Here is a 5,736-nt window from a genome sequence, read left to right on the forward strand (position 1 = left end):
TCCCCCTTGTCAAGCCTACTTTGAAAATATTTACTGACCTTTTTGAATCTCCCCTGATTTCCAGAAGTTTAGCTGCCTAAAATTCCTGAAACTTTTTTACAGCCCCTCAGTTACCCAAGCAAATCCCTAAATGCTGCCTTTTAGAGCACTTCTTCGGCTCTTTCGCCCGGTTTCTTTCACTTTCTGCGGCCTTATTCCTTCACACCTTTACTTTCTTCTGTCTACCTTATAAATACTGTGTGTATTATAACTTCATTGCATAGGTGATGACTTGCCTATTCAGCTATATACATACTAGAAGAAGGCGGACTGGTATTCCCTGCCCGCCTTCTTCTAGTATATATGATAGTATAGGGAATCAGTCTTTATAAATGTCTACCCTAAACGAGCCATCTGATTGGATGTATCCTCGATACATTCCTTCTGAATTGAAAGGCATCGAGAAATTCCCTTTGGCATCCAAGGCTATTACGCCGCCTTCGCCTCCGCGTTCAACCAGCTTTTGATTCACTACTTCTTTGGCAGCCTCTTGTACGGATAGTCCTTTATAATGCATGAGGGCTGCAATGTCATACGCAACGACGGATCGGATGAAGTATTCACCATGCCCCGTAGCCGAAACCGCACACGTATTATTATCTGCATAGGTACCGGCACCGATGATCGGGGCGTCCCCTACCCTGCCGTATCGCTTATTGGTCATTCCCCCCGTGGATGTGCCAGCAGCCAAGTTTCCGTATTGGTCCAATGCTACACAGCCGACCGTACCAAATTTTTTCCCTTCCGTGAAGATTAACTCTTCGGCCCGACTGCTGGCATTCTTAGGAGCCTTTGCTGGTTTCTTTGGTGCTTCTTCAGTATGATCCAGTTTGACCTTCTCTTCCTTTATCGCTTTTTGCAACGCCTGCCATCGGCTTTCGGTGTAGAAATAGCTGGGGTCAACGATGGTGAGTCCTTTATCTTTGGCGAAGGTTTCAGCTCCTTTACCGATCAGCATCACGTGTTCAGATTTTTCCATCACGGCCCGAGCTGCCGAGATAGGATTGCGAATGGTGGTTACGCTCGCTACTGCTCCTGCTTTAAGCGTCTTGCCATCCATGACTGCAGCATCGAGCTCATTTTTGCCTTCGTGGGTAAATACGGCTCCCTTTCCCGCATTGAATAACGGAGAATCTTCCATCACATGAATGGTGGCCTCTACGGCATCCAGACTCGTTCCTCCTTTTTTAAGTGTAGCATAGCCTGCCTGTAAAGCCTGTTCCAGTACTTCGCGGTACGCCTTTTCTTTCTCAGCCGTCATATTCTGCCGGGTAATGGTTCCGGCTCCGCCGTGTAAGACCAAGGTTATTTTAGAAGGATCAGGACTTTGGGCAAAGGCCGTGGTACTAAATAATAGGAATAACCATTTTTTCATGGGAAGCAGATTTAGGTAAAACAAAGACGGTCTCTTCTATATATACTAGGAAGAACTCAAACGCGAAGGAATATCTTCTTTTGATAGAGTATATATAGGAAGAGCCACTTCATCAAAATCATTCCGGCTACGGTCAGGACTGCTTTTAAGGGTTCAGACGTTAGTTGATGGATCAGGCCTCCGAAGAAGAAGTCTGCGATGTGTTCAAAGTTAATGATTAAAACCGCCAGGTAGATCAAGATAGAGTTCATGCCGATCACGGTAAATAGAATCGTCCCTTTCTGATACTGCCTGACATCAATGATCCAGTAAAACAGAGCCAACAGCAGCAGGCTGCAGCCGCCCGTGACGAGTACGAAAGAGCTGGTCCATAAATTCTTGTTTATGGGGAATATATTATCCCAAAGCCAGCCCAGTACTAAAAAGGCTACTCCCACACCAATCAGGGTTTTCATTTTCTGTCCGGCGGTAGACGTATACTCTTTTAAAAGGGCACCGGCGTACATTCCTAACAGGGCGTTACAGATAGCAGGGACGGTAGAAAGTAAGCCTTCCGGATCGTGAATGGTCAAATAGAGTTTCCCCGGTACTAACAGTCGATCTACGTAACCCGGCAGACTGCATGCCATGGTTAGAACGCCCGCACCGCATCCGGGTACGGGAATGAGCATCAACGCAGCCCAGTAGCCGAGCAAGATTCCGAAGAACCAGAAGTACTGAGCCCGTCGATTAGCGTATACGTAGATTAACTGGGCAAACATACCCGCCAGCCCAATTCGTCCGAGAACACTACAGAACCGAATTTCCTCCACGGGCTTTACGAACAATCCATTGTTATAGATGATGCCGAACATGACCAAGGTGATTCCCCGCGTAATAATTTTACGGGCTAATGGACCTTTGTCGTCCCCTTTCTGCAGCCGGCTTCCAATGGAAAACGGGGTGGAGACTCCTGCCATGAATAGGAAAAGGGGGAAGATCAGGTCGTAAAACCGAAAGCCATTCCACTCCGGATGCGTAAACTGGTCCGCCATGAAGGCAGCCCACCCCCAGGTCGTCGTCTTGGCCAGGGCATAGAAGATTTCATCCCCGCCCATAATCCAAAACATATCAAAGCCACGTAAGGTATCCAGCGATAAAAGGCGTTTGACGGGCACGGGCTGGGCAACGGCAGGTTCCGGAACGGTAGATGCAAGAGACATAGAGGGGCAGTTAAGGAGTCTGGCCTTGGGCGGTTAAATATGGGCAAAAAGGCTCTGAATACCTATATATACCGTCGTTTCATTTTAAATTTCAGTATTAAATGCATTCATTTATTCTATATACCGAATTTTCTATGGATAAGCCTATCTCACAACTATAACCCTATAGTATCGAAAAAGCCCGTAGATATCTCTACGGGCCTTCACCAATTGTACGAATGGAAACAGATTACTTGACTTTGAAGTCAACCATGGTATCTGCCCAGCTCATACTTACTGTACCGGAGTTGGCTACCTTGATTGTAAACTTCTCAGTCATTTGAGGAGCCTTGCGAGCCGGTACTTTCACGCGAAGAGCGTCGTCAGCCTCCTTATAGTTGTAAGCTCCCCATTGTTCGGCCGTTTTGTTAAAGATGATCGTCCATTCTTTTTCACCGGGAATCGTAAACAGCGAATACTTACCCGCAGGCAGTGCTTTACCTTCTACTTTCAGATCGCCGGATGTTTCAAAGATGGTAGCTTCGTTAGCTCCCGTACGCCATACCTTTCCGTAGGGTGCGATTTTTTCCTCTTTCCAGACATCGCGACCTTTTACGGAAGGCTGTGAATAATCGATGGTAATGGTTTTTCCATTTACCTTACCCATAGCCTGAGCCGGAGGGCTAGGACGTTTTGACTTGTCCTGCGGCTGGTTTTGGGCAAATACGAGGCTAGTCAATGCAAAGAATGCTACAAAGAAGGTTAAAAGGGCTTTTTTCATGTGATGCAAATAGTTAAGACCTACGAAAAACGGGCATTCTGGACAAATGTTCAGAATTTAACCCGGTTTTTTTTAATGTGAGACAAGTACGTGCCAAAGTTTTCAAGCATTTTCGCAATTACAAGCGTTGACTTAGGGAAACACCATTCCTCTACGCCTTCCACATCATTCACCAAGCTTTACCTGTAATGAAAGTATTGATTCAAGCTGCCTTGTGCTGCGTACTGGGAACGACACTCGTACACGCCCAGAAACCCAAGAAAGCCAGCTCCTCTCCAACCCTGCCCGAATTTAATCTTAAAGTAGAAGAAGTAGGGAAGCACGTTCGATTTCTGGCCGCCGACGAAATGCTGGGACGTCGTACGGGTGAGATTACCAATAATGTAGCCGCCCGATACATTGCCGAACAGTATCGGAGTCTGGGCCTTAAGCCCGCCGGTTCGGATTATCTGCAGTCTGTAGCTTTGGAAAAAGTAAGTCCTGGCAATCGGGGTTATCTCACTTACGGAGCGGATACACTCAAGGTTAAACAACACTTCATCAGCTTTTCGGGCGAACCCGCCACGTTCAACAATGTACCTGTTGTGTTTGCGGCCTATGGTACGGAAAATGATTACCAGGGCCTGGATGTAAAAGGAAAAATTGTTGTAGCCCAGTTTGGTACAGCGGATGCCAAGTCGCCCATGCAGGGCTTTGAAACCGCTGAACAGAAAACCAAATGGGCCACGGACCGGGGAGCCGTTGGACTCATTGAAGTATTACCTCCGCAACTGCCCTGGCAAACGGTAGCGAATTACTTTGGTCGGGAACAGGTGCGTGTGGCTACCGAATCCAACAAGAAATCTCAAATCCCGCATTTGTGGCTGGGCGGAGCCGCCAGCAAAGGCTTCAATCGTGATCAGGTGAAGCAATTGTCCGGACAAACGCCGAGTCAGGATAAAAAGCCTATTCGTTCGTACAACGTGGCGGCAGTACTGGAAGGTACGGACCCGGTTCTGAAGAACGAGTACGTCATTCTCTCCGCTCACTTTGATCACGTGGGAACGGGTAAAAACGGCGGTGGAAATTTCACGGAAGCAGATAGTATTTTTAATGGTACGCGGGATAATGCCTTTGGTACGGCTGCCGTCCTCGAAGCGGCTTCTACCCTTTCGAAAGTGAAACCGAAGCGTTCCATTCTGTTCCTGAATTTCACGGGTGAAGAATTAGGACTACTGGGTAGCAAGTATTACGCCGAGCACCCCTTGGTACCGATGAAATCCTGCATCTATAATTTGAACTGCGATGGAGCAGGTTATAATGATACGACACTCGTTACGGTGATTGGACTTGAACGTACGGGTACGCAGGCAGAATTTGAAACGGCGGCTAAAGCCTTTGGATTAAAAGTCAACGCGGATCCGGCTCCCGAGCAGGGACTGTTTGATCGTTCGGACAATGTAAACTTCGCAGCGAAGGGTATTCCGGCTCCAACGATTGCTCCGGGCTTTACCAAATTTGATGCGGATCTGTTTAAGTTCTATCACCAGGTAACCGACAATCCAGATTCGATTAGCTATCCCTACCTGCTCAAGTACTGTCAGACCTACGCCTACGTAGCCCGGCTTATTGCCAATAGGGCTACGCGACCCCAGTGGGTGAAAGGCGATAAGTACGAAGCCGCCAGCCAGGCCCTGTACGGGAAATAACATTTTTATATACGTAAAACGGAGAGCCGGTTTTCTGCGATAGAAAACCGGCTCTCCGTTTTTTAAAGATACTCATGTAAACAAAATGTATAATTATTAGTTGTTGCTATTCCTTACGCTATTCACGCGAGTAGAACTTAGTTAATACTGGAGTTATTCAACCGAACCTTACCTTTTGTTTAGCCTATAAATTTGATAGTTTTTCGTTTACTGATTAAGACTATCATGATCGATTTTAGAACAACTGCTACCCTCTTCAGCTTCTTACTACTCTTTGTTTTACGCTTAAATTATCGACTTATCCACGCTTCAACCCGCAACCCAATTCACTCATTATGAATACAGTACCTTATTGACATACGCTCTAGTGAACTTCCCGAAAATCCAGGCTATTTTCTTTTTGCGTAAGTAAAAGAACATTACTGTTTCAAAGCTTTAGAAGCATATATCTCTTTAACTATTTTGATTTAAAATAAAAAGAATCAAAGAAGTATAGAAGATTGCTTATAAATGCTTTTGATTTTGTAAAGGCTTGTTAAAAATAGTCTATACTTGTAGTTAGGACTTGTCCTACTATACCGCCACATAGTTAATCGTATTCCTGCGTTTAACTACACTTTAACATATTCGATGAGCTTTCAACACACGTATGTAGTCATCATGGCCGGGGGC

The 5,736-nt window shown here is 46.1% G+C and carries 4 protein-coding genes; 1 reads left to right on the forward strand and 3 read right to left on the reverse strand.

Annotation, left to right across the window (positions count from 1 at the left end):
- Positions 1-358: 358 nt before the first annotated feature.
- The 3 genes from BWI93_RS04020 to BWI93_RS04030 form a co-directional block, all read right to left on the reverse strand.
- On the reverse strand, positions 359-1,414 hold the full coding sequence (locus BWI93_RS04020) for an isoaspartyl peptidase/L-asparaginase family protein (RefSeq protein WP_094808868.1): 1,056 nt from the start codon (positions 1,412-1,414) through the stop codon (positions 359-361).
- Positions 1,415-1,470: 56 nt separating this feature from the next.
- Positions 1,471-2,616, reverse strand: a complete 1,146-nt coding sequence (locus BWI93_RS04025; protein WP_094808869.1) for an acyltransferase family protein — start codon at positions 2,614-2,616, stop codon at positions 1,471-1,473.
- Positions 2,617-2,845: 229 nt separating this feature from the next.
- The gene (locus BWI93_RS04030) at positions 2,846-3,376 is read right to left on the reverse strand and encodes a DUF2911 domain-containing protein (protein WP_094808870.1); all 531 of its coding nucleotides are present in this window, start codon (positions 3,374-3,376) and stop codon (positions 2,846-2,848) included.
- A 188-nt stretch (positions 3,377-3,564) separates the two neighbouring features.
- On the opposite strand from BWI93_RS04030, the gene BWI93_RS04035 reads away from it, so the two are divergent.
- Positions 3,565-5,064 (forward strand): M28 family peptidase, encoded by a 1,500-nt coding sequence (locus BWI93_RS04035; protein WP_094808871.1) that lies wholly within the window; start codon positions 3,565-3,567, stop codon positions 5,062-5,064.
- The last annotated feature ends 672 nt before the right edge of the window (positions 5,065-5,736 follow it).

The organism is Siphonobacter sp. BAB-5385 (genome assembly GCF_002261125.1).
In the GTDB taxonomy this organism is placed as follows: Bacteria; Bacteroidota; Bacteroidia; order Cytophagales; family Spirosomataceae; genus Siphonobacter.

What these genes read in the sequence shown, in the direction of transcription:
- BWI93_RS04020 (WP_094808868.1), bottom strand. Translation starts at nt 1,414, where the DNA reads ATGAAAAAATGGTTATTCCTATTATTTAGTACCACGGCCTTTGCCCAA.
- BWI93_RS04025 (WP_094808869.1), bottom strand. Translation starts at nt 2,616, where the DNA reads ATGTCTCTTGCATCTACCGTTCCGGAACCTGCCGTTGCCCAGCCCGTG.
- BWI93_RS04030 (WP_094808870.1), bottom strand. Translation starts at nt 3,376, where the DNA reads ATGAAAAAAGCCCTTTTAACCTTCTTTGTAGCATTCTTTGCATTGACT.
- BWI93_RS04035 (WP_094808871.1), top strand. Translation starts at nt 3,565, where the DNA reads ATGAAAGTATTGATTCAAGCTGCCTTGTGCTGCGTACTGGGAACGACA.